This window comes from Flammeovirga sp. MY04 (assembly GCF_001682195.2).
In the GTDB taxonomy this organism is placed as follows: domain Bacteria; phylum Bacteroidota; class Bacteroidia; order Cytophagales; family Flammeovirgaceae; genus Flammeovirga; species Flammeovirga yaeyamensis.
Genome location: NZ_CP003561.2, coordinates 896,321 through 920,356 on the forward strand (window position 1 = coordinate 896,321; position 24,036 = coordinate 920,356).

Annotated in this window: 10 protein-coding genes; 3 read left to right on the forward strand and 7 right to left on the reverse strand. The window is 35.6% G+C overall.

From position 1 onward, the window contains the following. Positions 1-16: 16 nt before the first annotated feature. From MY04_RS23510 to MY04_RS23535, 6 genes are all read right to left on the reverse strand, one after another. Positions 17-2,170 carry a glycoside hydrolase family 3 N-terminal domain-containing protein gene (locus tag MY04_RS23510; protein ID WP_084006100.1) on the reverse strand — a complete coding sequence of 718 codons (2,154 nt, stop codon included), beginning with the start codon at positions 2,168-2,170 and terminating at the stop codon, positions 17-19. Positions 2,171-2,173: 3 nt separating this feature from the next. Then, positions 2,174-4,102 (reverse strand): right-handed parallel beta-helix repeat-containing protein, encoded by a 1,929-nt coding sequence (locus MY04_RS23515; protein WP_084006101.1) that lies wholly within the window; start codon positions 4,100-4,102, stop codon positions 2,174-2,176. A 121-nt stretch (positions 4,103-4,223) separates the two neighbouring features. Further along, positions 4,224-5,771: a RagB/SusD family nutrient uptake outer membrane protein gene (locus tag MY04_RS23520; RefSeq protein ID WP_066214929.1), complete on the reverse strand. Its 1,548-nt coding sequence runs from the start codon at positions 5,769-5,771 to the stop codon at positions 4,224-4,226. A 13-nt stretch (positions 5,772-5,784) separates the two neighbouring features. Further along, positions 5,785-9,309 carry a SusC/RagA family TonB-linked outer membrane protein gene (locus MY04_RS23525; RefSeq protein WP_066214931.1) on the reverse strand — a complete coding sequence of 1,175 codons (3,525 nt, stop codon included), beginning with the start codon at positions 9,307-9,309 and terminating at the stop codon, positions 5,785-5,787. 152 nt (positions 9,310-9,461) lie between these two features. Next, positions 9,462-10,532: a FecR family protein gene (locus MY04_RS23530; protein WP_066214933.1), complete on the reverse strand. Its 1,071-nt coding sequence runs from the start codon at positions 10,530-10,532 to the stop codon at positions 9,462-9,464. Between the two features lie 332 nt (positions 10,533-10,864). Continuing rightward, positions 10,865-11,707, reverse strand: coding sequence for an Rpn family recombination-promoting nuclease/putative transposase (locus MY04_RS23535; RefSeq protein WP_066214935.1), 843 nt, complete (start codon positions 11,705-11,707; stop codon positions 10,865-10,867). Between the two features lie 312 nt (positions 11,708-12,019). Here MY04_RS23535 and MY04_RS23540 point away from each other — a divergent pair, with 312 nt between their 5' ends. Together MY04_RS23540 and MY04_RS23545 are read left to right on the forward strand one after the other, a co-directional pair. Beyond that, entirely contained in the window at positions 12,020-12,535 is a 516-nt protein-coding gene (locus MY04_RS23540; protein ID WP_158297878.1) for a hypothetical protein, read from the forward strand. A 77-nt stretch (positions 12,536-12,612) separates the two neighbouring features. Then, positions 12,613-12,756, forward strand: a complete 144-nt coding sequence (locus tag MY04_RS23545; protein ID WP_158297879.1) for a hypothetical protein — start codon at positions 12,613-12,615, stop codon at positions 12,754-12,756. Positions 12,757-13,103: 347 nt separating this feature from the next. On the opposite strand, the gene MY04_RS23550 is transcribed toward MY04_RS23545, so the two are convergent. Beyond that, positions 13,104-20,546 carry a fibronectin type III domain-containing protein gene (locus MY04_RS23550; protein ID WP_066214938.1) on the reverse strand — a complete coding sequence of 2,481 codons (7,443 nt, stop codon included), beginning with the start codon at positions 20,544-20,546 and terminating at the stop codon, positions 13,104-13,106. 373 nt (positions 20,547-20,919) lie between these two features. On the opposite strand from MY04_RS23550, the gene MY04_RS23555 reads away from it, so the two are divergent. Then, the gene (locus MY04_RS23555; RefSeq protein ID WP_066214939.1) at positions 20,920-24,027 is read left to right on the forward strand and encodes a glycoside hydrolase family 2 TIM barrel-domain containing protein; all 3,108 of its coding nucleotides are present in this window, start codon (positions 20,920-20,922) and stop codon (positions 24,025-24,027) included. The last annotated feature ends 9 nt before the right edge of the window (positions 24,028-24,036 follow it).

A 24,036-nucleotide genomic window follows, 5' to 3' on the forward strand; every position in this document is an offset into this window, starting at 1 on the left:
CTTGATGATTCCTGATTTACTGAGTTTTATTCACCGAGGTGATCCGTATGGAAATGGGTTGAGTGTCCCTTGAATTTGGTCCAACATGAAAGATAAATTCCCCAGGTTCGAATACCTTGTTTCGACTATTCTGATTCCAAAAAGAAAGCTGATCTTTCTTAATACTAAATCTTACTTCTTCAGCACTTTTTCCTTTCAAATCCAATTGTTTAAAATCAATTAATCTGCGAATAGGCTGAGTGATGCTTGCCACAGGATCTTGAACATAAAGTTGTACCGTTTCTTTAGCAGCTATATCACTTACATTTTCTATCCGACACGTAATTTCAATGCTTTCATCTAACTGATAATTGGCCTTTACACTCTTTGGATTTCCGTATTTTATTTCACTGTAACTCATCCCAAATCCAAACGGAAATAAAGGAGAACCAAAGGTATATTTATAGTTATTGTGTTGTGGGCGGCCACTATTGCGGTGATTATAATACATCGGGATTTGATTAGTAGATTTGGGGAACGTAGTAGTTAGTCTACCCGATGGATTATAATCTCCAAACAATAGATCGGCCAATGCATTACCGGCTTCTGCACCAGGATGCCAAGCCAATAAAAGGGCATCAGAATGATCTATTTCTTTTTGAAGTGCCAATGGTCTTCCGTTAAAAATAACAGTCACGATTTCAACACCTGTTTTACTCAGTTTTTCTAAAAGTTTTTGCTGATCTACAGCCAATTCGATATTCATTTTAGAATTATTCTCTCCGAATTCATCAGCTTGTTCTCCTAAACATAGAATGATTAAATCGGTTTGTGGCTGAAGTTTAGTAGTTACATTCACACCAACATTTTGAATACCATCTAAAGGAGATATTACATTGTTTACTTCACCAACAGATTTCCACCAACCCATCAATTCTTTTTCCTCAGCAAAAGGCCCCAAAATAGCGATGGATTTATATTTCTCTTTGTTGATTGGGAGGAGTTGATTTTCATTCTTGAGTAGTACCATACTTTCTCTTGCAGATTGTCTAGCCAATGCTCTAAAATGTATTCTCTCTTCCTGACTTATTAATTGATATTCATCGACATAAGGTTGATCAAACAAACCTGATTTAAATTTGATATACAACACACGCTTCACGGCTTGATCAATTTTTCTATTTAGATTTTCTGATAATTTAAGTTGAGCAATTTGTTCGTAGCTTCTGCTTTTCATTTCTACATCCACTCCAGAATTTAAGGCTAATAATGCAGATGAAATAGAGTCTTCAGCGGTACCGTGTAAAATCAATTCTGTGACAGCATCCCAATCACTTACCACAACGCCTTCAAAATTAATATCATCTCTCAAAACCTTTTTTAAAGTATAAGGATTAGAACTAGCGGGAGTTCCACTAATATCATTAAAGGCACTCATTACCGACAAGGCTCCTGTTGCAATACCATGTTCAAAAGGAGGGAGGTAAGTATCATGCAATGTCTGTTTTGAAATTTCTGTGAACTGATAATCTCGTCCACCTTCCGCTGCTCCATAACCAACATAATGCTTTAAACAGGCAATTACTTGTTGATCTTTATGTTGTAAATCACCTTGATAACCAGAAATAACAGCCTCTCCAAAAAGTGCATTTAAATAGGGATCCTCCCCATAACATTCTGATATACGACCCCATCGAGCGTCTCTAGATACATCCACCATTGGAGCAAATGCCCAATCTATTCCGGCGTGCGCCGCTTCTTTTGCCGCTACTTGTGATGTTTTAAATATTAATTCTTTATTCCAAGAACAAGATTGTGCTAAATTGATAGGAAAGGTAGTTTCGTAACCATGAATAACATCGTGTGCAAATAAAATAGGAATTCCTAAACGACTGTTTTCTAAGGCTATTTTTTGAAGCTTATTTCTTTCTTTCACCGAATAAAATGATGTTCTCCCATTCAATATAGATCCCACATTTCCTTTTTTCACTTCAAGTGCAACCAAAGAATCAATTTGAGGAACATAATGCTGTTGCAATTGCCCCAATTTTTCTTCTAAAGTCATTAAAGAAAGAACAGAATCAGCTTTTACTAAATTCGGATCTTTGGGACTACTATCATTTGCTTGTTGTTTTTCCTGACAAGCTAAAAAGAGTAAGCTTCCTAAGAAATAAAAGAAATACTTTTTCATGTTTTAGTTTGTTGTAGAAGTTTCAAAATACCCAATATCAGGAGCACTTCCCTCAAAAGGTTGATCCATATCTTTACCTGCATCAATAAGTGGACTACCCACTTTTGGAACATAATATTGATTACTCATCTCCCCAGTTTTCCAAATCATAGCATCACCAAAAAGGTTTTGACTTTCAGTGATTTGATCAGAGAGTTTCCATTCAGATCCATCCAGAAAATTATGGGTAAACATCACCTGACCACCAACAGTGGAGACATCGAATGTTTTGTTTTCGATAAATAAGTTATTGTGAATATTGAACTCTCCTAAATTCTTACCTTTTATCAAGATACCATAGACATTTTTGTCAAATACATTATTGTAAATGTGGATATCATCAAAAGTCCATTCTTGGCTGTTATCAATATAAACTCCAGAACCACCTGCCCAATTGTATTGGTAGCGATCATTTCGAAAAATATTATTTCTGATGTGGATATTTTCCCTTCCCATATTCCATAACGCAATGCCCTTTCCCTTGTTTTCAATCAAACAATCTCGAATCAAAACATGAGGAGTACCAATTTCTAATCCTTCTTTTGAGCTGACCTTATTTTGATCTGATATATGAATATTATAAACTTCAATGTTTAATGATGAAGCTTTTGCATTAAATATTTTAGGGTGGTTTACCAAAGACAACCAAGTATTTGATTCAACATCATGTACCTTATTTCCAGGGCCTAAATTCCATAATTCAATAGCAATATCTTCGCCCCATAACTCATCTTCCTCGCTTAAATTTGTAATGATATTATAGAATTCGCAATTCCTAAAATACCCATCAAACATAAATTTGATACCATACCCTTCGTCATCATCAATTTGAATGTTATAGATCTCAGCACCCTTTAATTGTCCCAAATTCAAGTTTCCAGAAGAACCATTATCAAAATCTTTACTGCTATTGATAAACGAACAATCATTTACTCGAATATCTTCTAAATAATACTCAGGTTCTTTGTACCATTCTTTGTTTCCTGCTGCAATTACAGCCCCTCTCATCTCACAGTTTTTGATAGTTAAATCATGAAGATGAATGTTATTTCTATTTTCTACCCAAAGTCCTGCTTTCAGTTGTTTATTCTCACCATCAATTGTTAAATGACTTACTGATTGATTCCCATCAACTGGAACAAGTGCTTTAGAACCCAAATATCGTTTTACCTCACGATCTGGAGAAATTAATTGAATTAAACTCCCTTCATACCAATTGCAATAATCTTTTGATAACTTATTGATATTGTCGGGTATACTCACACCACTAGAACGGATGATCACATTCTCTGTATTTTCGCCTTTTAAATGTATTCCAGGCTTTATTATAATCGGCTCCACTTCCTGATACTCTCCTTTCAAAATATAAAGAGTATCATTTTCATTTTCAGGGACAAAATGAACGGCATATGAAATAGATTTAAAAGGCTGATCGATTGTTCCTGATAAAGGATGATCAATGCCATTTGGGGAAACATAATATATAATTTGTGATGGAGAAGGAGAGGCTTCACCAAAAATTGTCCTTAACTGATAATGGGATAACGACTTTCCAACTTGAGTGTCGTTATCATCAAAAATTAAAACTCTCCAGAATAGATAAGCACCATAGGGTAATTCTTCTTCTAAAGTAATCTTATGTTCTGTAGTTTCTTGTTCTAAAACAACATTATTGAATAAAGAATCATAAGCTATTTGTAATTGATAATAGGAAACATTTCCGACTGTATCCCACTCAAAAGAAGGCATCACTTCAACATCAATTACTTGATGTGCTGGAGATACTAAATCAAATGTTGAGTAAATGATTTCAGGTTCTTTTTCTGTAGTATCCAGTTGTTCTTTACAACCGATCATTAGAAAAAGAGGTAAAATGTATGTTAGCATTTTCATGAGAATGGAATAATATGAATTTGGGAAGTAGGGACGCTGCAGAGCAACGTCCGTACACTTGTCCAAATGAAAATTAGAGTACTACAGTCCTCCGAAGAGGATCAATATTGAATTCAACTTTTTATAAATTCTCGTTATAGATACTTTCTTCTGTTGGAATTGCCCAAACAAAACTTTCACTATCGTAAGGTTCTGTGGCAAAACCTTCTCTATCTCCAGGAGGGATATTCATTTTTAAAGATCTTAAATAATCCACACGGTCAGGCTCGCCAAACATTTCTACCATACGCTCTGTATGAATCAAATCTTCTGTCAAATCTCCTGTAGAAATTTCGACAAATGTACCACCCACTGCTTCATCCCAAGAACGTTGTCTTACTTTATTCAGATCACTTGCAGAACCAGTTAAATCACCATTTTTAAATCGTAGAATACTTCTAGTCAACTGAATTTCTCCTAAACGAATTAAAGGTACGTTTGTAAAGAATAGTTCTGCACTCTTATAATATTTAAATGGCCAAACTGTGGTCACATCTTGGATTTCAACTCTAGAATCGACATCCATATTTCCACTGGCTTTATCTGTAGGATAACGAACCGCCATTAACTGTTGGAATCGTTTATCTCTACGAGCTTCGATATTGAATAAAATAGAGTTGGGCTCCTTCAACCAATTTAACTTATTGATCAGTGTATTCGACATTCTATTCTCTGTCCAACTACACATCAAATTATTTTCGTACGTATGGTTAATTACACTAAAGTGATGAGGAGTAGCTAAAGTGATATCATAGAAAGGAATATAGAAAATCGTTTCTCTTCCTCTTTCTAGCCCCACTTTATTAAAAGCTTCAATAGGATCTTCCGACAAATCATATTCACCACCATTTTGATCAATTATCTCATTACAAAGTGATAAAGCATCGTTATATTCACCTCTTGAAAAATGCACCTTCATCAACATCGCTTTAGCAGCAAATTTATTGGCTCTTACCGAATAACTTTGATGATGTACCCCTTCTAAATATTTATCAGGTAGCAATTCTGTAGCTTTTTTGAAATCACTTAGAATCAAATCAAAAATTTGCTGTGTAGTACCAATTTCTGGACTTTTAGCTTCTTCTAATGATTTTGGATATGTCAAACGCAAAGGCAAGTCCGGTGTATTGTTATTACCAGAAGGAGAGTAGGCATGACCATAGAAAGTCTGAAGATAATAATAGGCCATACCTCTCATGAAATAAATTTCACCTACAATTCTATCGAAGTTATTTCTTTTATCTTCATCGCTTGCTCCAGGGAAAGGGTCTCCATTGTTGTCAGCAATAAATTCTAAAGCATTATTTGCAGAACTTATGGTTCTGTACAACAAATTAAAGTTTCTTTTTGACCATGTATTGTGTTCTTTTGTGTTTCTCCAATAGCCCCAACTTGGATCACTTACCCAATTTACGTCATCACCCATGCTATTTTTGAAAATAGCATAATTCACGTAAGGGATATTCCAATGATGACCACTGTAAACACTAGCATACAATCCAATAGGAACTCTTTCGAACTCATCAATGGTGGTCCAAGGATTTTGTGGTGGTCGTTCTAAATCAAAGTAGTTTTCGCAACTGCTTAAAGATAGAGTAATGATGATAAGTAATAGTCTAATATATTTCATAGTTCATACTTCTTTAGAAGTTGGCATTTAGTCCAATTACAACAGATTTAGTTTGAGGTATTGATGAAGAGAATTTTACAAATTCAGCACCTTCAGGATCAAAGCCTGGATATTCTGTAAATGTCCATAAGTTGGTGCCTTGTACATAAATTCTAAATGATTTCATTCTCAGTTTACTGCATAACTGATCAGAGAAATTATACCCAAGAGAGACATTTCTTAAACGGATAAAATCGCCTTTATAAAGTTCTCTATTATGATATACATCTGAGTTGTCGAATCCTGTCATTGGTTTTCCATCAACAATGTAAGTACCTCTTGCTCTTAATTGAGGATATTTAGCAATATCACCTTCCTTCTTCCATGAGTCTGTTCTCACTTCAGATAATAACATTCTCGTCTCATTAGGTACTGTAGAAATCTGACGGTCATAATCCATAATATAATTTCCACCTGAGAAAGTAAACATGAAGCTGAAGTCAAAACCTTTAAAGTTGAATGAGTTGGTGATACCACCATAATAGGTAGGATCTGCAGATTTACCTTCTTGATAGAACCTGTTTTGTTCCATATTGGTCGTTGTAGCATAAGTTAAACTATCTTGACCTGCAGAGTTCTGAGCTCTTCTTGTTTCCCCAGTTTGATTATAGTGATTTTGATCGACAACATAGATCATCGGTACCCCTGTGGTTGGGTCTACACCTGCCCAATCAGAAATATACCATTCTTTTCTTTTTCTACTAGATCTTGATACTGAAGGAGTATTACTGTGGATTAACCCTTTACCAGTATCATCTAATTCTGGAGTTAGACTAATAATTTCGTTTTTGTTCAAAGCGATATTAAAACTAGTTCTCCACTCGAAACTTCCTTTTTTGATATTAACAGTATAAAATTCTAATTCTAAACCAGAGTTGATCATATCACCCACATTACTAAAAATGGAGTTCTTATCGTAATCGTAGGTACCTTGTCCAAAATCTAAATTATCCGAAGATACACCTGCTGACCATGGTACAGGAACAGGAAGTAACATACCATCTACATATCTTGAATAATAGGCAATGGAACCATTGATTTTATTACCCAAGAACCCAAAGTCTAGACCAACATCGGCACTTCTTGTGGTTTCCCAGGTCAAGTTGTTTACGGCGAGGTTGATAGGCAATGTACCATTCACACCCATGATACCTTGGCCACCATAAGAAACATTTCCGTTATAGTTAATTACATCTAGACCCGATTGAACATTTTGGTTACCTGTTTCTCCATAACTACCTCTTAGTTTTAAAGTGACATCATCACCTAAAAAGTCCATAAAAGGTTCGTCAGATAAGAACCATCCTGCAGAAGCAGCTATAAAAGTACCCCAACGGTGGTCAGCTGTAAATGCAGAAGTTCCATCCCTTCTTAAACTGATACCAAATAAATATTTATTGTTGAATTTATAATTAAAACGACCAAAGAAACCCATTAAGTAACGTTCTCCGTTTAAACCGGCATACATATCGGTCATTACATTAGGATTACCTAATTCTTGATAGATGCCTGTCAATCCTTCTCCTTGTAAAACTCTTGAATACTGACTCATTTGCTGTGTTTCTAAACCACCCACAATATTGAAATCATGTTTCTCAAATGTTTTTTGATAAGTAAGAAAACCATTCAGGTTAATACTAGAATAAGTAACGGCTTCCTCTCGTGCTCTAGATGTAGGTTCTTGACCACCATTTAAATAAATGTCTTTACTCTGCCATTCTACCACATTACTTTGTAAGATATCAGTAGATAATTCTGAGCGGAACGATAGTCCATCCACACCAGGGATTTTATAATCCAAGTAAAGACCTGCCAATCCACGGTATTGCTTCACATTGTTTAATGTGTTTCTTGGATCATTCATGGCAACTGGATTGGATCCCGTGTAGGGGTTGTAGTAGTTCGTAGGATTGTCAGGATCCTGAACAGGGAACCAAGGTAAGGCATAAGTGATTACACTTGTTGTACCACTTTCTCTTCTTTCGTTATTTGTATAAGCAATATTGATTTTCGCTCCGAATTTTAAACGATCTCCACCAGGTTTGAAATCAAGGTTGGATAAAAGACCAAAACGCTCAAAATTATTGTGATTTTGTACCCCTTTATCATTTCTATAGTTTGCTGAAATATAAAGTGCTAGGTCATCAAAACCTCTAGAACTTGACAAATTGTAATCGTGATACACACCTGGTCTAAAGAGTTCATTAAACCAATCGGTATTGATTTTTTCAGCATCTTCTCTATCAATTTTAGTAGTTGCAAAAGGAGAGAAGCGGTAGTGATCACTTGTTTTAAAATCTCTTGAATAAGTATTCTGATACGCTTCGTCCATAATACCAAACCAATCGTTTGTATTGGAATAACCTAAATCTTGTGGCGTTCGAGTCAGTTGAGAAAAACCTGTAGAATGAGAGAAAGAAGTATAGCCTGTTCCTTTTTTACCACTTTTGGTAGTAACTAAGATAACACCATTCGAACCTCTAGATCCATAAATAGAAGTGGCTGCTGCATCTTTCAAAACCTCAATACTTTCAATATCATTGGGATTAATCAAAGACATTGGGCTTTGTCCGGAGCTTCCTAAACCATATGGATTACTATACACCGGCATACCATCAATCACCCATAAAGGGTCAGTACTAGAGTTAATAGAACCAGTACCTCTAATTTTAATAACCGTTCTAGCACCAGGAGCACCACCAGAAGTTTGTACAGATACACCTGCGGCCATACCTTGTAAACTCGCTTCAAAACTTGGATTTTGAGTCACTTCTAGGGCATCACCCTTCACGGAAGAAACAGACCCAATAATATCTGCTTTCTTTTGTGTACCATAACCCACAACAAGTACTTCTTCTAAAGCGGTTACTTCTCTAACTAATTGTACATTGAAAGATGTTCTATTGCCTACTCTAAACTCTTGAGTTTTGTAACCAATTGCTGATATCATCAAGTAGTTAAATTTATCTACAAGCATGGTGAATTTACCTTCAAAATCGGTAGATGCACCAATTGTGGTTCCTTTAATGATAACATTGGCTCCTGGGATCGTCATTCCTGTATCATCAGTAACGATCCCAAATACCTTTACTTTTTTACTTTCTTGTTCTGGTTCTTCTTCAGAAATTACTTTTGTGTCATCTCTAGAGAAAATCACTTTATTATTCTCAATGGCAAACTTGATAGGCTTGTTGGATAACAATTGTGTAAGTACCTCTTCAATAGAAGCTTCAGAACAAGAGAAATTTATATTGTTGTAGTCGTCAAATAAATGACTAACATAGATAAAATCATAATTAGTTTTTTCTTTAAGATCTGTAATAACTTGTTTCAGGCTTTGATTCTTAATAGTAAGAGTAATTTTATTAGCTGCTACAGTTTGTGCATTTAAGTGATTAGAGAGACCAAAAAGGCTTATAAAGCTTAAAAAACACAAGCAATGAAAAGCTAGCCTGATAAATGAGTACCGTTTCATATCAGGTTTTGGAATTTTTTTCATAACTTTGAAATGATTTTATTAAACATCTTATTAATACTCAGTCCTTTGTCGCATTAGGATTTTGTATTATTGAAAAGGTCGGTACTTCACTACTGACCTTTTTTTAATGAAAATGCAGATCAAATTTCATGTTTTTTGGAGAGCTTCACACTTTAAGGACAACCTTGCCCAGATAGTATGACTGTATTTTTCTCCATTCTGTAAGAATACCCCATGGCTTGACAGATCACTTTAATTTTGTCTTGGAAAGACATGTCAAGCAAGGTCGCATTAAGCTGACATGATCCCAATTTAGATCTATCCATGATGATTTCTACACCATAAAATTTTTCAAGTACATCGACCACGTAAGTCACAGGTGCACCTACAAAAGTAAATGTTGAAGAAATGTGATCGGCATTGTCCATCATCGTTACTTGCTTAGAGGCATTGTTTAATCGAAGTGCTTGCTTTTCGATTAAGATTTCCCCTTTAGTCACTCCAGATAAGATATCTTTATCCGAAGCTTCTTCTGTGAAAACGGCTACTTTACCTGTCACAACAGACACCATAGAGTTTTCACCATCAGAAAAGTCCTTGATACTAAAACTTGTTCCTACTACACGAGTAGTTACATTTTCTGAAGATACGATGAATGGTTTCTTTTTATTTTTGGCAATTTCAAAAAATCCCTCACCTTTTAAATACACCTTTCGAAGGTCGTTGTCAAAGCTTTTAGGGTATTTCAGCGTACTATTTGGCGATAGTACTACTGAACTGCCATCTGATAGTAACACAGTTGTGGAATGACTCCTATTGTTTTCGATACTCACTAAATTAGTATCAAAAAATTGCGAAATTTCGGATGAATTAAACCATCCTATTGTACCAATAATTACTGCGACAGCGGCGGCATATCTTGTCACGTTTTTCCAAACTCCGAGAGAAGCTTTTTCATTCATTTCATTCGTATGACCTACTTGATGCTGTATAATCGATGATTTTAATCGATCTTTTACTCTATCTTTCGCTCTCACCACTTCGAAGTCTTCGAATTCCGGCTCTACTATTTTGAGGTACATTTTTTTTGCTTTCTGTATCTCATCATAATATTCAGGATGATGACTCACCCAATCATTCCAGAACTGAGCGTCCTTATCTTCACCTAAGGGCTCCTTCAACCAACTTACAAATCCTTCCTCTTGTAGGAAGTCCGCCGCTTTATAATCTTTGTACTTATTCATTATCTAATTAGAAAAAAGAAACTGCATTTTCATATATATAAAGATGCTTTTCCTTGGCTTAACTCACTTTTGAGAAATAAAAATATTAAAAATTTAGATTTTGTTGGTATTGCTGTGGTTTTGTGTGTTTTTATAGTTTAATGTTATCAGCTATTATGAAGTGTAAAGGAATTAATAGGAGAGTGGCAATGCTGTTCGAAATGTTAAGCGGTAGCGACATTACGAACTTGTTCAACGTATAAGTTTTTAACTTATAACAAAAAAGGTCGTATCATTAATTTATGAAACAACCTTAGTTAGAATACTAGATTTTTATTATTACATCTGAATTCTTAGTCATTAATTTCAGATATCTTTTTCACTTCATCAACACTCAAACCAGAATACAAAGCAATTTTTTCTATGTCTAAACCATCTTGAAGCATGGATTTAGCGATTTCAACTGCCCTTTTCTTTTCTCCTCTTTTCTCTCTAGCATCCAAAGTATTTACATAATCCCTAAAACGCTTCAAATCTTCATCATACATTTCCTGATCTTGTTTAGGTAAAGCAGTATATTCTGCAATTTTTAATACTTTTCTAAAGATATGTTCTTTCAATACCGAAGGCATTTGTTCGAAAGTTGTAATATTATTGAGTAGGTAGAGCCATTTATCGAAGTTAGAATTTAACTCACTTTCTTGTTTTCTAAATTTAGGAAGCTCTAAATAGACAAATTTCAATTTGTCATAAAATACCTGATTCTTTTGATCTTTGAGTTGAATGATGTGATGAAAATCTTTTTCCTGTTCATCAAAAATAAAGTCCATGATAGAAATTACATAGACAGCCTTCAATTCATAATCCCATCCTTTCCCTTTTTTTGCTTGTTCTTGAATTGGAAAACTAGAATAATATATCGTTCTATCTTTAAAATGTGTTTGTTCAGCACGTTGTAATTCAACAATGAATTTTTCACCTAATTCATTTTCACAATATAAATCGTAAATAGCTTTTCTGTCAGTATCATTCGTGGGTAAATGTTCAGTTGACTTATAATTCAAATCGTATATTTGATCTTCAGCAGGGAGAACAGAATTCAAGAAATCAATAAGAATATCCTTATTGGCTTCTTCACCAAATATTTTCTTAAAACCGAAATCCGTAAACGGATTGATATATCTTGAATTACACATGATAAGTTTATTTATTATGGGGTAAAGATACTATTTTTTGTTTAGCTCAGAAACACTATTAGTATACCCTTTAAGTATTAGAAGCTAAAGTAATACACTTCTTATATGAACAGGGCTTCAACTCTAAACAATCTGGAATTAATTAAATGTCTTACCAATCTGCCTGCAGTGGAAATAAAGTGTCTAAAATTCAATATTTTCTATAGGTATTACGAAATATTAGTATCTTCGAGATGCAACTGGAATACAATGGGAGTGATGAAGAATGATGTGACTGGAGAAGTCTCTAACCATTGTAAGCAGAAATATTAAATGTTACTCGATATGCAATTTTATACAATAAAATCTAATCAAGAAGAGTCTTCAACTAAAGTTCAAGCTAGTAGAATAAACGGCTTTAATTTTTGGTCACCTTTTTCTAATCAGATTGAAGTTTTAGCTGAAACTCCTTTCAGGTTGATTAAAAAAGGGGTAATGACTGAAATTATAGATGTTGAAGGTGGCTTTGGGTCTTTTTATTTAATTAATTCAAGGCTTCTAAAGATTTTAAGGGAAAATAATATTAAAGGATTTAGCGTATTAGAACCTTTAATAGAAGAGTTAAATTATGACTATTATCTATTTATTGTAAATTCCTATGCTGGGCCAATAAGTAATCGAGATAGTGATTCTTTTAAAAACGAAGGAAAAGTAGAGTTTGATATTAAAACTTGGAATGGCTCAGATTTTTTTTTATTAAAAGACACACTTGTTTGTGTTTGTACAGAAAGAGTTAAAAAAATTCTTGAAAAGGAAAAGGTGACAAATTTGTTGATTAGACCTTTATAGTTTATTTACAAATTTCCTCTACTGTACTTAGATATGCTCTATCCGCTCAAAAACTGGACCGCACTTTCTATTAAATATTGGATTTTAAACAAAAGGGAGAAAATAAACAAATTAATAATATGAATGAAAAAGATATTTACTTGAATTTAGGAACGGCAATATTAGATTCATTAAAAGATAATAATATTGAAAAATGGGATAAATCGGTTTTAGCTGTATAATATTTACATGATGATTTTGTAACATTTAGTCTTTGTTATTTTTATTCTTCTATAAGAGAGAGTATTCCATTGAATTTTCCATTACCAACTGATGATGTAGTAATTTTAAAGAAGTTGACTGAAAAATTAAATTTTAAACAATGGAATGTATTAAAATTTGAATTAACTCCAAGTAATGATTTTAATGTTAATTACATATGGGATCAAAAGGTATTTGAGAATTATACTAACAATATATAAGTTCTCACTACTGTCATCTTACAAGTCATTATATAAATGTAATCGAATAAAAAAACGAGCCTATAATCTATAGACTCGTTTCACATTATTACTGATTTTAAAACTTTCTATCTAACTATTAATTTCTTAGTGATAGCACCTTCATTTGTATGTAACATCACAAAGTATAAACCAGATGGTAAATTCCCTGTAGTGATTCTTACATTCCTTTCTGAAGGGGATAACACTCGCATCACCTTACCTTCTGATGAAAGCAATTGTATGGTTTCTATGACCACATTTTGAGGAGCAGAAATAACTGTATATTCATTGGCAGGGTTAGGAGTTAGCAATACTTTTAACTCTTCCTGAAGGCCAATGTTAGTCGTTCTTGATCCAGATGTACCATATTCAAAAGCTCCAATATCTGGAGCAGAACCGTTGTATGGATGACCAACATCTACACCTGCATCTACCAAATTACTATTTGATGTTGCCGGGGCATAATAATCCTCCCAACGTTGTCCTGTTGCTTTGAACTGAGGGTTGGCCACTAAGTTGCCCGATTGTGAAGTGATACCTGTTACATTATGTGCAACATCTCTCATGTTATTTCTGTAATTAGCATTACTTACCGATGCAGCACCATACAAATAGAAATCGTAAGTTTCTGCTAACATATTTGTTGAGACGTTATTGGCGATATCCAATCCATCTACTGTACCTTTCCAAACGGAAATCACTTTCAATGGAGAACCACCACCTGTCACAAGATTATCAAAAACATTGTTGTGAATTTTGATGTCTTCCATTTTCGGAACTTCATCCGCCACAATAAAGATGGCTCCTGCATCTGCCCAAACCGCTTGAGGTTGCGTATTTCTAAAGATATTGTTTCTGATGGTCACTTTTCTTTCTGCTTGTAACCATTGTGCAATACCCCAACCTTTGTTTTCGATGTAGTTACCGTACACTTCAGTTCCTGAACAAGCTACCTCAATCGCTTCTTTTAATGAAGTGCCATCGTTATCAATAATTTTACAATCATATACTTTAAGATGAGCACCTGCAGAAGCTGGATTATTGAATGTATTTGCCCAGTTCACAAAAGAGAACCAAGTATTGGCATCCAAACGATACACCTCATTTCCAGGGCCTAAGTTCCAAAGCTCAATAGCGATGTCTTCTGTCCATAATGGATCGTCTTCGTTGACTGAGATTGTACAATCGTGAATCTTGGTGTTTTTGTAATACCCTTCGAAGATAAACTTGATACCATAACCATACTGACAATCAATATCAATATTATAAATCTCTGCTCCATCTGTATGAGCTATACAAAGGTTACCCAAAGATTCATCACTTAAGTCAGCGGCCGCATCGATAAACGACATATCGTGCATCACTAAATTTTTGATGTAATATGGAGGCTCTTCACGTCCTTGTTTCTGACCAAAACAAGCTACTGCACCACGTTGTGCTGTATTTTGAATAGTGACATGATGTATGGTCACATTATCTCTAGCTTGTAACCAAAGACCTGCTTTCAAACTACGGTTATAACCATCAATTGTAAATCCAGAGATTGTTTGATTTCCGTTTGCAGGAGCAATAGCCGGACTGTATTGATCAACCACATAAGAAGGGGAGATCAACTGAATAAGAGAACCTACATAATCCTCTTTTCCACCGCCAGAACCTAAGTTACCTGCTTTAAGAATTGTCACTCCTTCACCAGAACCTAACAAGTTGACACCTGTTGGTATTTGGATCTCACTCGTTTCAATATACTCACCAGGGTGAACAAAGATGGTTTTGCCTTGATCAGCGACTACTTGAGATGCTGCATAAGCTACGGTACGGTATGGATTACTTGCTGTACCGTTTCCACTTCCATCATTACCCGAAAGTTTTACGTGAACTAAACCATCTTGATTACCAGTGGTAAAATCGGCTACTCCACCTGTTACATCAGTTGAACCCGAAGAATTCACGGCAGTCACTTTCCAATAGTATTTCGTCGTTGCGTTCAATGAGTTGGTGACTGTATAACCCGTAGACGTAATTCCAGACTCACTAATTACTGGACTAGATAGATTACTATTTTCAGAAACAACGATCGTATAACTATCTGCTTCAAATGAACTACTCCAAGTGAAGAAAGGATTCCACGAAGTACCCGTTACTCCATCAGTCGGCTGAATAATAGAGAAATCTCCCGGTAAAGGTTGTGCTTCTGTTGTGAAACTGAATGTATTATTACTTGCATCTAATGTTCCGCCTTCGTTTACAGCTGTCACTGCCCAATAATACGTTGTACTTGTTGGGAAAGCATCAGTAGTAGGAACAGTGTAAGAGTTCGTTTCTAAACCTCTAGCATCCACAATTGGATTACTTAAATTCGAATTAGTAGACACCACTAAATCATAAGATGTCGCTAAATTCGAAGCTAACCATGTAAATGTAGGCACTCTTGAAACACCATTCGATGAATTCGCTGGAGCACTTAATGTAAAGGCTTCAGGAGCCGGTAAGTTCGATAATAAGTAACTTGATAAAACATTACCACTTACGATACTCCAATCGCTATCACCAGGTTTTTTCCATGCCATTTGTGCATGGTCACCACCATCTTTCTCTTTATGAAGCACCTCGAAATAATATTCTTTACCTGCTTCTAAAGTAATACCGCCCGATTTCTGAGTAGGATATTTATCGTAGTTCCCTGCATACGTCCAACCATCAAAATAAGCCACTCTTACCTTATTGGCTTTGTAAGCATCTGTACTTAACCATAACTCCACATCATCATCACCTGATACGGCGAACTCATAGCTTCCCGTAACGGTAGGTAATAAATAACCCCAAAGACGCTGACCAAAATCAGAACCTTGTTCAGAAGGTGTTTGTGTAGAGTTTACTTTAGAAACTGCATCAGGATAGTTAGGATAATTCACATGGGAAGTTAAGTTCACAATGTCATCACCTTCAATACTGTCCCACTTTTCTAAGTTCACTAAACCATCGCCCACCAATGGACCTGAAACTGTTGTAAACGATAAACCATTATTTGAGGCGTCAGCAGTGCCTATTACATTAACTGCAGTGACTTTCCAATAATACGTCGTTTCATCATTTAATGGCACCGTTGGCGTAAAGCTTGTTGTCGCAATACCTGATTGATTAATCGTTGGATTCGAGAAATTACTTTGAGTAGAAACAACAACTGTGTAACTAGCAGCATCCGAAGAAGCATTCCATGAGAATTGAGGTGTTTTTGATACCCCATTTCCACTTGGTGAGTTCAACGTAAATCCACCAGGAGCAGGAGTAACATCTTCTGTAGTAAATTTCTGACCATTATTCGAAGCATTGGTATTTCCTACGACATTCACCGCTTTCACTCTCCAATAATAGACTTTATTGTTATCCAAAATAGCAGTAACCACATGAGAATTATCCGTAATTCCCGATTGTGTATATACAATATTACTGAAACTAGAATTTGTGGCTACATCCACTTGATACGATTGTGCATACAAAGCAGCTCCCCAAGTTAAGACTGGAGTAACTGATACATCGTTTGCATTGTTACTTGGTGAGTTTAATGAGAAACTACCCGGTGCTTGTGTAGGCACTGAATTGTATTCCCAACGTCCAATATCTGGAGCAGAACCACTGAATGCATCGCCAATATCAGTACCCGCATCTACTACCAAACTACTATTTGATGCTGGCTCATAAAATGTAGTCACACGATTACCCGTTTCCACCAATCCAGGATTTCCAGAGATATTGTTTGATCCCGATAAAGACGAATTAAAGGCTGATTTTTGTGAATTTGTATGGTACTTCAAGTTATGAGAAGCACTACCGGAACCACCTTTCACATCATCACCTTCTGTCATATAGAAAATATTGTTTTTGATGTCCACGTTTGTCGCTGGACCTAAATCCAAGGCAACACCCATTTTATCAAATACATTATTGTAAATCATCACGTTAGTGGCAGGGTCTGGAATAAATACCGCAGCACTATTACCAAAGCCAAAATTAGGCTGTCTCGCTACATTATTGATGATGTTATTCTTAATCAAGAAGTTCTTCTTTAATGTTTGTCCCTGACCGTTCCAGATCGCAATACCGAAACCTTTGTCTTGGAAATAACAATCTGAGATTTCCACACCAGATAAAGCTGCTTCTATCGCTTCTTTTCCAGAAGAACCATCTTCATCAATCATCACTACATTACGAATCTTTAGGTTGTTGACTTCATCACCTGTTGGCTCGTATTCTGTAATCTGACCGTGGTTTACATAAGAATGCCAAGTGTTACAATTGATATTGTACACCTCATTTCCTTGATCAAGGTTCCAAAGTTCAATAGAGATTTTCTCACCCCAAGCCGCATCTTGTTCGTTTACCGTGATGTCACAATCGTGAATTTTTACATTTCTATAGTGACCCACCATAATGAATTTGATACCGTAACCTACATTGTCATTGATAGTGATATTGTAAATATCTGCACCATCTAAACCTGCAAGACAAAGGTTACCCAATGTTTCGCTTCCCAGTTGTGCACCGTTATTGATAAACTCTACATCGTGGATCGTAGAATTATGCATCCACATTCCTTCCGGCATTGGCTCGTACCACCATAAATCACTACGCGTAAATACTGCACCTCTTTGTTCACAATTCTGAACTTTTACATGATGCATTGTCACGTTATTTCTGTTTTGAACCCAGATACCAGCCTTCACTTGTTTGTTGGCACCGTCAACTGTAAAACCTGTTAGATATTGATTACCATTTGATGATGGAATCATTTCATCAGGAGAACCATACAATACTGCATCTCCACCTTGATATCCACCAGAGTATAATTGAATCAAACTACCATGGTACCATAATTTCCAATCACCAGAAGTAACATCTACTCCAGCATCTACTGGAACTGAACCTGCAGAGGTAATGGTTACTTGATCCACACCCGCACCTTCTAAGTTAACACCAACAGGTACTTTTACAGGCTGTGTTTCCACATAAGTACCGGCAGCAATATGAAGGGTGTTATTCTGTCCGGCTGGAATTTGAGAAACAGCATACGCCAATGTTTTCCAAGGATTACCCGCAGAACCATTACCATTCGTATCGCTACCACTCGTAGAAACATAGAGTGAACCTGTCACCACATCTCCAGTCGTAAACTTGATGCCATTATTTGAAGCATTTGTTGAACCCACACTGTTGGTTGCTACTACTTTCCAGTAATAATCTTTTGAGGCATCCAAAGCATTACCGATAGAATAACTCGTTGATGTAATTCCAGATTGATCAATTACCGGACTACTAAAATTAGCATTATCGTCCACAGTAATATGATAAGAAGTTGCTGCAGAAGCGGCTGACCAGTTAAACTGAGGGAAACGACTTACATCTTGAGCGTTTGTACTCGGAGCACTCAAACTAAAGCTTCCTGGAGGAGGAGGGACTAAAGTAGTAAATTGCGTTTTTGTTGATGAAGTTGAACCCGTTGGGTTAGTTGCCGTTACTTGCCAATAATAAGTGGTAGCATCAGATAGATTGGCCGAATAAGAAGTGGCCGTAATGCCCGACACATCCACAAGAGGATTAGAAAGGTTACTGTTAGTTGATACCTTTATCGCATAGCTACCTGCATCAGATGAACTACCCCAAGAAAAAGAAACATTTGTTGCTACATCCACTTCATCATCCAAAGGAGAAGTGTGTGAAAATGCTCCAGGCAATGGAAGAGGATCTGAAGTCGTAAAACTTCTAGTACCGCCTTCTGTCGTACCATTTGAATTAGTCGCACTTACTTTCCAATAATAAGTAGTGCTGTAATCCAAACCAGTCGGCTGACAGTTCGTGACTGTTAATTGTTGGTTGTAAACTGGACTTGAAAAATCACTATTGTTATCGACCACTACGGTATATGAATCTGCTCCCGATGCTGCATTCCATGATAATTGTACTGAAGGTAAAACATCGATAGCGTTATTAGCAGGACTAATCAAGGAGAAACTTGAAGGAGGTACTGATGAACCATCTAGTAGTTCTAAATAATCAATATAGACAGAAACGGATACATTTGACGTTCCATCCAATTCAACTCCTTGATATCCCGCAGGAATCGTAAACGCATCAGTAGTTAGTATTTGCCAATCGCCCCATCCATTTGTTGGAGGGAAAGATAAATCTTGCACTTTTGCCGAACCTACCTTTAAATCAATATTATTGATCGTTTGACCTGATCCGTTGGAATAACGGATGTTCAATACAGCTGGAGTATCATCATTGTATGATTGCTCAAATTTTGCAGATGACCACTCACTTACAAAGTCTTTGATATAACCTGTACCCGAATAACCCGATTCAGAACTTGCTACATTACAATTTCCTTTGTTCATGTTTTCTGCTTCGAAAATCTCTCCACTTGATGGAGGAGGATTTACTACCACTGCATCTTCTGTCGTAAACGAATAAACTTGGTTAGAAGCATCCACAGAACCATCCGAATTTGAAGCTGTTACGCCCCAATAATAGGTAGTACTGTTAGCTAAACCCGAAATTGCCAAAGAGGTAGAACTTGTTGTTTGATCAACTATATTACCACTTAAATTACTGTTGGTAGATACTTTAACTTGGTAAGAAGTAGCATCGCTAGAAGCTGACCATTGTAAAGTCAAAGATGTATTTTGATCAGCAGCACCATTGGAAGGAGCTGTTAAAGAGAAGCTACCCGGAGGGGTTGGTGAAGTAGGTTCATCTACTGTTGTAAATGATAAAACAGCATTACTAGCCACTGTATTACCATCCGTATTATTGGCAGTTACCTCCCAATAATATTGCGTTTGATAATTCAATCCAGAAAGCTGATACGACGTACCGTTCACTGTAGTATTGACAATAGGAGACGACAAGTTACTATTGGTTGAAACTACCAAAGTATAATCATCTGCATCGCTTGATGATCCCCAAGAAAGGTTAGGAGCCAAAGCAATATCAACAGCATTCGCTGAAGGAGCAGTTTGATTAAAACTTCCTGGAGGGGTTGGAGTTGGAGTACCGCTTCCTCCTTGAATATCATCGCCTAAACGAAGTTCCAAGTAATCAATATTCACTGAATTACTTGAATTCGTCATCGCATCGATTTTTACGTTTTGATAACCAACAGGAAGAGAAAAGTCTACCACTAAATCGGCCCATGTAGACCAATCTCCGGTAGTAGGAAAGACAAGATCAGCCACTTTTCCAGAACCAACATTTAAAGATAAATGAGTGACGTTTCCGGAATGTCCATTCGCGTATCGAATAACAATCTGTGCTGCTTGAGTTTCTGAGTTACTTTTATCAAAACCTAAATAAGACCACTCGGAAGTGATACCTGTGACATACCCTGAACCTGAGTACCCGCTATAGGTACTACTTACATTTACATTACCTTTGTTAGTGTTCTCTGCTTCATGAAAGTCAGTCTGACCTAAGAGTTGAAGTGGGAGAAGTGCAAATAGTAGTAGAGGGATTTTCAAAAAATTGAGCATAGTGAGCTGGTCAAAGAAGTTGTAGTTCTTTGTTATTTCATTTCTGTAAAACATACTTTCATTTAATTTTTAATTTGAATGATGTTTATATAGCTTGGCCGCGCATAAAAATTTATAGATATATCATTGAAGAAAAGATAGTTATAGAATTATATAACTCAGTTTGTTGTATTTATTTTCAAAATATTTTTTGATGTTGGTTAAAATATCATTCAAACTACCTTCTTAATTCATATTGCAATGCTTTAATATTTATAAAAAAATCAGTCTTAATTTTTTATTAAAAAAATCTATTGAAAAGTGAGTTAAATCTAAATTTCATCTCTTTATACATGAAAGGAACAAGCAGGATTACTTACTAATCTTTAATGAAATGAAATTTTACTTTACTATTACTTTATTCTTATTTTCTACACTTTGGCCAATGTGTACTATTTATGGTCAGCAGCCACATCAAGATGAGAAGGTAGTAGAGATCAATAAATTAACACCTCAAGCCTATTTTACAAAATATGAGTCTTTGTCTGATGCTAAAGCAAATAAATCATGGCAAGATTTAGACAATTATTTATCATTAAACGGGGAGTGGAAGTTTTTACATGTGAGAGGTGAACAATCTTTTCTATCCAACTTTTACAAAAAACACACAGATGTTTCCTCTTGGAACACTATAACTGTACCTGCTAACTGGGAATTAGAAGGATTTGGTACACCTATTTATACCAATATAGTCTACCCTTTTACAAAACAGCCTCCAATTATTGCAAGTGATGAAAATGAAATTGGACATTATGTAAAAGAGTTTGAAATCCCTGCTCACTGGGATAATAAAGAAGTAATACTTCAATTTGATGGCGTTAGTGGAGGAATGTATCTATGGCTTAACGGTCAGTTTGTTGGGTATAATGAAGGAAGTAAAACAGAAGCACGATTTAATATCAGTTCCTATTTACATAAGGATAAACCCAATAAATTAAGTCTAGCCGTTTACCGTTGGTGCAGTGGTAGCTATCTTGAAGATCAAGATTTTTGGCGTTTAAGCGGTCTTGAAAGAGATGTGTTTTTGTATGCTTTACCTCAAAATCACATCAATGATTATACTTTAATTGCTGATTATTCATCAAAAAATAGTAGCGGAAATGTGAAGTTAAATCTTGACTTTCAACGAAATGAATCAACTAAAAATTTATCCTATAAAGTTCAATTATTTGATGATGATAAATTACTATATTCATCCACCAAAAAGATTAATAATCAACAAGAAACACTTGAATTTAGTATTAAGAAAATAAAAGCATGGTCTGCTGAACAACCTCGTTTATATGATTTGTACATTACCTTTATGCAAGGAGAAAAAGAAGTTCAGAATATTCATCAAAAAGTCGGGTTTAGGACTGTTGAAATTAAGGATAAACAGTTTTTAGTCAACGGTCAACCGATCTTATTAAAAGGAGTGAATTATCATGATCATGATCCCGAAAAAGGACATCATATAACGAAAGAATTAGTGATGCAAGACCTAAAGCTGATGAAATCAAATAACATCAATGCTATTCGTTGTAGTCATTATCCCAAGCCCATTTGGTTTTACGATTTATGCGACCAATATGGATTTTATGTGATTGATGAAGCGAACATTGAAACGCATGGGATGGGGGCAACGAATCAAGGTCCGATTACTATTGAAGGGCATCCTGCATACACTAAATCTTGGGAGTTGGCGCATATAGATCGTACCCAACGAATGTATCATAGAAGTAAAAATCATACTTCTATCATTACTTGGTCTTTAGGTAATGAAGCAGGAAACGGAATTATTTTTAAAACAACTTATGCTTGGTTGAAATCTGTAGATGCATCCCGACCTGTTCAATATGAGGGAGCTACAAAAGATTCAAATACAGATATTCAAGCACCAATGTATATCAAATATGATTCCATGGAAGCCTTTGCAAAGAGTGATGCTTCACGTCCATTAATTCAATGTGAGTATGCACATGCGATGGGAAATAGCACGGGTAACCTTAAAGAATATTGGGATGTTATTAGAAAGTATGCTATTCTACAAGGTGGTTTTATTTGGGATTGGGTAGATCAAGGTTTGCTGACCCATACTTTAGAAGGAACACCCTATTTTGCTTATGGAGGTGATTTAGGAAGTCAGAAATACCATAACGATGAAAACTTCTGTGCCAATGGTTTGGTTAATGCAGATCGCACACCTCATCCTGCTCTTTTTGAAGTCAAAAAGGTGTATCAAAATATACATTTCGATTATAAGAATGATACTCTAAATGTATTCAACGAATTTTTCTTTACCTCTCTTAAGGAATTTGATTTTACTTATCAATTGCTCATCGATGGTAAAGTTGAAAAAGAAGGAGATATCCAAATAGGAAACATCGGTCCACAATCCAATAAATCATTTGATTTTCCTTTAGAAATTGATACTTCTAGAGAAGTTGTATTGCAACTTTTCGCCAAAACTAAAGCGAATACTCCTTTATTAGAAAAAGGAACGGTGGTAGCTAAAGATGAATTTATTTTAAATGAAAAACATTACAAATCTATCCTTGCAACTAAAATCACAGGAGGTCTAAAAATTGAAAATAAGACACCTATTTTAGATATCGAAGGGCAGGGTTTTAAGATACAATTTGATACCCAATCAGGTCAATTATTAACTTATGAAATTAAGGGCGATAATCTTTTATTGAATCCTATACAACCTACTTTTTGGCGAGCTCCAACAGATAATGATTTTGGGATTAATACTCCAAAAATTCTGAAATTTTGGAAAGATGCTACCATACATCAAAAGCTAATTAGTTGTGATGTTTTATCTGAACAAATTGCTGAAGATGATGCACATTCAGAGGTAAAAATTAAATCAGTATTTAGTCTTGGGCAATCAAATTCTACCGTAAGCCTTACTTACAGTATTTATCCCACCGGAGCAATTGATATTAATTATCAGCTTGATATAAAAGAGAAAGATCTTCCTATGTTACCTAGAGTAGGTTTGTCATTGACTTTAAATGAAGGTTTTGATCAAGCAAAATGGTACGGCAGGGGACCTTTCGAGAATTATTCAGATCGAAAAACAGCTGCTTTTTTAGGGATATATGATTCCAAGGTGACTGATCTTGGGTTTGATTATATCCGTCCACAAGAAAATGGAGCAAGATCAGATGTTCGATGGTTGGAAGTGAATAATGAGGAAGGAGTAGGATTTAAATTGACCTCTAACGAAGATTTTATATTCACTACACATCATCAAATGCCCTCAGACTTTGATGCAGGCAATAAGAAAATGCAACGACACACTAGTGATTTTAATAAACGCCCTCTGACACATATTATCATCGACCATAAACAAATGGGAGTAGGTGGTGATAACAGTTGGGGATATCAACCATTAACTCCTTATCAAATTACACCTAACAACTATCAATTTACATTAAGAATACAACCTCTGTAGAACATTATA

What these genes read in the sequence shown, in the direction of transcription:
- MY04_RS23520 (WP_066214929.1), bottom strand. Translation starts at nt 5,771, where the DNA reads ATGAAATATATTAGACTATTACTTATCATCATTACTCTATCTTTAAGC.
- MY04_RS23540 (WP_158297878.1), top strand. Translation starts at nt 12,020, where the DNA reads ATGTTACTCGATATGCAATTTTATACAATAAAATCTAATCAAGAAGAG.
- MY04_RS23530 (WP_066214933.1), bottom strand. Translation starts at nt 10,532, where the DNA reads ATGAATAAGTACAAAGATTATAAAGCGGCGGACTTCCTACAAGAGGAA.
- MY04_RS23535 (WP_066214935.1), bottom strand. Translation starts at nt 11,707, where the DNA reads ATGTGTAATTCAAGATATATCAATCCGTTTACGGATTTCGGTTTTAAG.
- MY04_RS23525 (WP_066214931.1), bottom strand. Translation starts at nt 9,309, where the DNA reads ATGAAAAAAATTCCAAAACCTGATATGAAACGGTACTCATTTATCAGG.
- MY04_RS23550 (WP_066214938.1), bottom strand. Translation starts at nt 20,546, where the DNA reads ATGCTCAATTTTTTGAAAATCCCTCTACTACTATTTGCACTTCTCCCA.
- MY04_RS23515 (WP_084006101.1), bottom strand. Translation starts at nt 4,102, where the DNA reads ATGAAAATGCTAACATACATTTTACCTCTTTTTCTAATGATCGGTTGT.
- MY04_RS23510 (WP_084006100.1), bottom strand. Translation starts at nt 2,170, where the DNA reads ATGAAAAAGTATTTCTTTTATTTCTTAGGAAGCTTACTCTTTTTAGCT.
- MY04_RS23555 (WP_066214939.1), top strand. Translation starts at nt 20,920, where the DNA reads ATGAAATTTTACTTTACTATTACTTTATTCTTATTTTCTACACTTTGG.